The following is a 4,627-nucleotide window of genomic DNA, read 5'->3' on the forward strand; positions in this document are numbered from 1 at the left end:
TCGTAACCTTCATGGTGGGCGCTCCCGTTCAGTTCAGGTGGTTGACGTAGCACTACTCTCCACTTTGGCACATCCATGCCGTTGGGTGGGGCGTCCATTCCATTAACGCCGCTTGCAACCCGAATCTGTCAAAAACTGGCATGGACTGACTTACTGACTTGCAACTTCTGAAAGTGCGTAATATCGTTGATGCCCATGGGCTCGTGAACACAAATTCCCATTTCGGCACTGCGCCCAGACAAACGGATCTTTCTTTATGTCGTAGCTGAAGATCGGCACTGGACCGGATCGCGTTTCATTTTCACGGAGCATTAACCGAGACTATTGAAATGACGCGAGAACCGAATGAGGCAGGCCTTCGCGCTTTTGGTGAAAACACAGGCACCTACATTGTCGGCCCCGCTAGAGCATAGAAGTTACGGAAAACGGGCATGTCTTGCGGACAGTTATTTTGCAGTGTCACGGGACAAAACGACGTATCCGGGCGCTATCCCTTTAGGTGACACTGACTATATCGACCAGCACTGGAATATCAAAGAGGTGGTAACGACGCCAGAAAGAACAAAGTTATTTAAGCAATGCACTGGATATCGCCCGATGGCGAAAATAACTGCAGGTCATTTGAATATCCGGATATTTGGAACGCTGACCAGGAGTGGGGCCCAGAATCGTTCTTGGTTGACGTGGACAACATCCCCGATGAGACGCGGATCCGCATCATGCATGGGATGGATGGCCAGTACATTACGGCGCCATCTGCGCGGCAGCATTAATTAAAACTTCGATTCAACTTTTGATGATATTACGTTGCTTGATTCCGTATCGACGGTGCAAAGGTTTATTTTGACGAAAGCTGACGGCGGACTATATTAAATATGCGACCCAAAATGCGCAATGGTAGTTTGTGCTGCAGAGACCAAAACGGCAGGTGAACACACTTTGGTTAGCGGAGTACCGAATGGCGATGAATGTACTTACTGGACGCTTGGAGCTTTGCCGGATAAATCTGGGTCCCGTCATGATAAATCATGAATCTATTACGGATAGTCGCCGCCGATTACCGTGAAATAATGCGGTGATTTTACGTCGCTGATTACGACGACCAGATCTGAATCACTCAGCCAGACTGAGAACGCTGTCAGGTTGGTAGGGTGCGGCGATAAAATGAAGCGATGAGGAAGACAAAATCGCTTTATCACGCCACCACTTCGGCTCAACCACGACAATCAGTTTCTATGGAAGAAGGGAGTATTTTTTGAGACTAATGACCACAAGCCGGGTAACCTAATTGAATTTACTAAAACCCTCATCCACACGTGGACGGTCACGGTACAGTTCAAAGCATACCTTACGTCTTTGCATTTCCTTCAGTGCCCGACATTTTTTTATTTGATCATTTCCGGCAGAATATCGAATTACATCGAATCCAGAATGCATGGAATTTCAGTATACATATAGGCCACTGCGTCTCAAGCAATCAATATCTTGACCTAATCGGTCATTCAATAACGGCAGTAGAACCCTCTTCCATAGGATGCATCGGACACAATAAACACAGAGCACAGAAAAAACTCTGGAAGTCGTGATCACTCGGGGGAAAAACAAATGGAGTTGAATCGAACCGTGCCGCATGCGTTGCGGCAAAGCATCTCGCAGCCAAACGTACACAGAACCACGCGCATCGACATTGCCCTCTTTAATGGCTTTGCATTGCCGGGGATCGTCGCAATCGTCGAGGCTTTTCAGAAAGCCAACGCGCTCGCGGCGCCGAGATCAATTGGACGCTCGCGCTACGACGTTTCGCTATGGTCAGCCGCAGGCGGGCGCATTGCCAGTACGTCTTCCGTATTTGTCTGGACCGAGAGTGTTGATAGTTACCGGGACACCCCTGACGCGCATATGCTCTTCGTCGCCGGTGGCGCGGGCGCGCGGCAAGCATGCGGGGACGAGCGGCTAAGGGATTGGCTGCGCCGCAGGCATCTGTCCAGCGAAATCGTTCATTCCATTCAGGAAGGGCAGCAGCTCCTCGAGGCAGCGGGCTTAACGGGTCGCGACCGGCACCTCTTCGAAACCAGCCACGAATGGCGTGACGTCTATCCGGAAAGGCCGTTTGCCGAGCCGCCGGATCCAGTCGATACCGTGTTGAGAATCGTGAGGCACGATCTCGGCACGGAGCTCGCCCAGCTGGTTTCCGAATCGGTTGTACCCGAGCACAAGACGCCGTTCGCCGCGCCGATCACCGGTAGAACGGTGTCTCGGATAAGCGAGAAGATCATGGAATCCGCTCGCTGGCTCGAGGCAAACGTCGATCAGCCGATCTCGATCGACGACGCGGCGCAGGTTGCAGCGATGAGCGAGCGGAATTTCCTGAGGCGCTTCAAGAGCGAGATGGGCATCACACCGTCCGACTATCTGCTGCGTGCGCGTTTGAACATGAGCTGCCGATTGCTCGTGGAATCGCGTCTTCCGGTAGACAAGATCGCGCGCCGCTGCGGCATTGGTAGCGGCGGCCAGTTAGCCAAGCTATTCAGGAAGTATCTCTCGACTACGCCGACCAACTACCGGACGGGCCGTGAAGCATCGAGGACCTCTACCTGAGCGTCGGCCGCGCGCTCGGCCCGGCGAGCGACACGGCCTCTCTTCTACGCTCCGAACCGCCGGTAACTGGCCCGGTAGGCGGGCGGCGTCTTGCCGAGGTGCTTACGGAATAGCTTCGCAAGCCGCCCGCCGCTACCAATGCCGCAACGCCGCACAATACTGCCCACCGGCAAGGTTGTTTACGCAAGCACCTGGCACGACATGTCGAGCCGCACGTAGAGGAGATAATCCGAAGGTATCACGCCGAGTTCTGCCTTGAAACGCCGCAGGAAATTGCGCTCGCTCATCTGTGCCATGCGAGCCGCCTCGGTCAGGCCGGCCAGGCCCATTCGCCGATGGCCGTTCGCTTCAAGCCAGCGTGCCGCGGACTGGATTTTCTCGCTCACGTTGTTTGCCTCGTTGCGACGGACGATGTCGATGAGCGGGTTGGGCACGAACTTCGTGAGCAGCGAGCTCATTCTCGCGCGTCGCGCCCGCACAGCGCCCGAACCCTGCCGCATCGAGAAGCAAATGCCCTTCATCGATCGGGACCACATATCCGGTCAGCGCGCAGGTGCGACGTAACCATGCGAGCAACACGTCATCACGCAGTGCATGGCTGACGCCCGGGCCGCCGGCGACGAAAAGCGCATGCAGACCGTCGAGCTCACGACCGGTCTCTATGCTTTCGGTGCAGACGAGGACGGCGGACGAACTTGCGATACGCCCTCCGAGGCTCGACAACAGGTGCACGTTGAGGTAGTCCAGATTGTGTTGGCCATACTCGCTTACTCCGTTCGCATGCTGGAGCGATTCCACAATGCGCGCAATTCCAGGCAACGCGAAACCGTCGGATACTGTGATGCCTATAGTTTTCAATTTGTCGTCCCAGGTAGGCTGCATCTGCGCTGATTGCCGCGTCTCCTTCATCGACCCCGTTTTGCGCCGCGCCGCGCGATAAAGCGCATTGCAACAAGACATCGTGTTCGTTTCGCAATATCAATGTTACGGGAGGCGAAGCGGGCCATCGAGACGTTGGCGGAATGACGCCCGGTCTTGACGGCTTGGATCTTAAATCATCTTCCCTGCTTCGGCGTTGACCGAATCCGACATGCTTTTGGCGTCCGCACACGATCTGAATCGCTAAAATATTAAGGCTCCCTATCGGTACAACGGTACTTGTGGGCGTTACCGATGCTGCGAATACCAACCTTTCACACGCTGCCCCCATGCCGAACGACGAAGACCTGTTGGATGAACTCAGTGACTGGAATCGGACTTATCTCCGCCTCGCGCAGCGGCTGATTCTCGAAGACCGCCGCAATGGCGCACGCATATTCGGCTTCTCAGACGAGGTGACGACGCTGGTCGCCGGTCTGACGCCCTCCCAGATCGATGCGCTCGCGACATCGGTGGAACTGGTTTGCCAGCTGCATCCGGGGCCGACTTCGATCTTCGCGAGCACCCTGCATTGAACGTCACGTGGTCCGGGATCGTACGACCCTCCCGGCAGCATACCGTCACAGCGCCGCGCGGCCCGTCTGTCGAACACTGCGGCGCCGCATCGCCCGGTGTCATCAGTCAATACGCGTTACGGTGTATAAAGCCCTTGATTATCGTAGCAGCCACGATTCTCATATCCAGCACCATTGACCAGTTGCACAGATAGTAGAGGTCGTGTTCGACGCGCCGTTGCATCTTTTCGATTCGATCGTTTTCGCCCCGATAACCGTTCACCTTTGCCCAGCCTGTGATGCCGGGTTTGATCCGATAGCGATGGATATAGCGGTCGATTAGCTTGCCGTACAGTTCGTCGTGTTCGATTGCGTGCGACCGTGGACCCACCACGGACATCCCGCCGCGCAGCACAATGATAAATTGTGGCAGTTCGTCGAGACTGGTGCGGCGCAGGAATGCACCGACTCGCGTAATGCGTGGGTCTATTGAGTTTCCCATAAAACATGACAACCGATTCGATGCTGGCGCGTTATATCTCTAACGGATTGAATGGAGATACGCGCCATGGCAAAGAAGCCGTTGGACGAGGCAA

At 55.2% G+C, this 4,627-nt stretch carries 4 protein-coding genes and 1 pseudogene; 2 read left to right on the plus strand and 3 right to left on the minus strand.

Annotated elements, in window-relative coordinates:
- Positions 1-1,605: 1,605 nt before the first annotated feature.
- Positions 1,606-2,598 (plus strand): GlxA family transcriptional regulator, encoded by a 993-nt coding sequence (locus HV796_RS40290; RefSeq protein WP_175233291.1) that lies wholly within the window; start codon positions 1,606-1,608, stop codon positions 2,596-2,598.
- A gap of 179 nt (positions 2,599-2,777) precedes the next feature.
- Here HV796_RS40290 and HV796_RS44960 read toward each other — a convergent pair whose 3' ends face one another.
- Together HV796_RS44960 and HV796_RS44965 are read right to left on the minus strand one after the other, a co-directional pair.
- Positions 2,778-2,984, minus strand: a complete 207-nt coding sequence (locus HV796_RS44960) for a hypothetical protein (RefSeq protein ID WP_246356341.1) — start codon at positions 2,982-2,984, stop codon at positions 2,778-2,780.
- Positions 2,947-3,507 (minus strand): type 1 glutamine amidotransferase family protein, encoded by a 561-nt coding sequence (locus tag HV796_RS44965; RefSeq protein WP_246356342.1) that lies wholly within the window; start codon positions 3,505-3,507, stop codon positions 2,947-2,949. The genes HV796_RS44960 and HV796_RS44965 overlap by 38 nt, the downstream gene beginning before the upstream one ends.
- Positions 3,508-3,806: 299 nt before the next feature.
- Here HV796_RS44965 and HV796_RS40300 point away from each other — a divergent pair, with 299 nt between their 5' ends.
- A complete protein-coding gene (locus HV796_RS40300; RefSeq protein ID WP_175233292.1) occupies positions 3,807-4,052 on the plus strand; it encodes a flagellar transcriptional regulator FlhD in 246 nt (81 codons plus the stop codon).
- 106 nt (positions 4,053-4,158) lie between these two features.
- Here HV796_RS40300 and HV796_RS40305 read toward each other — a convergent pair.
- Positions 4,159-4,518, minus strand: a pseudogene (locus tag HV796_RS40305) (sugar transferase); the annotation flags it as partial.
- Positions 4,519-4,627 lie beyond the last annotated feature (109 nt).

Origin of the sequence: Paraburkholderia humisilvae (genome assembly GCF_902859855.1) — a bacterium.
Lineage (GTDB): Bacteria > Pseudomonadota > Gammaproteobacteria > Burkholderiales > Burkholderiaceae > Paraburkholderia > Paraburkholderia humisilvae.

Bases quoted from the DNA above. Each gene is read 5' to 3' on its own strand.
- HV796_RS40290 (WP_175233291.1), top strand. From the start codon at position 1,606: ATGGAGTTGAATCGAACCGTGCCGCATGCGTTGCGGCAAAGCATCTCG.
- HV796_RS44965 (WP_246356342.1), bottom strand. From the start codon at position 3,507: ATGAAGGAGACGCGGCAATCAGCGCAGATGCAGCCTACCTGGGACGAC.
- HV796_RS40300 (WP_175233292.1), top strand. From the start codon at position 3,807: ATGCCGAACGACGAAGACCTGTTGGATGAACTCAGTGACTGGAATCGG.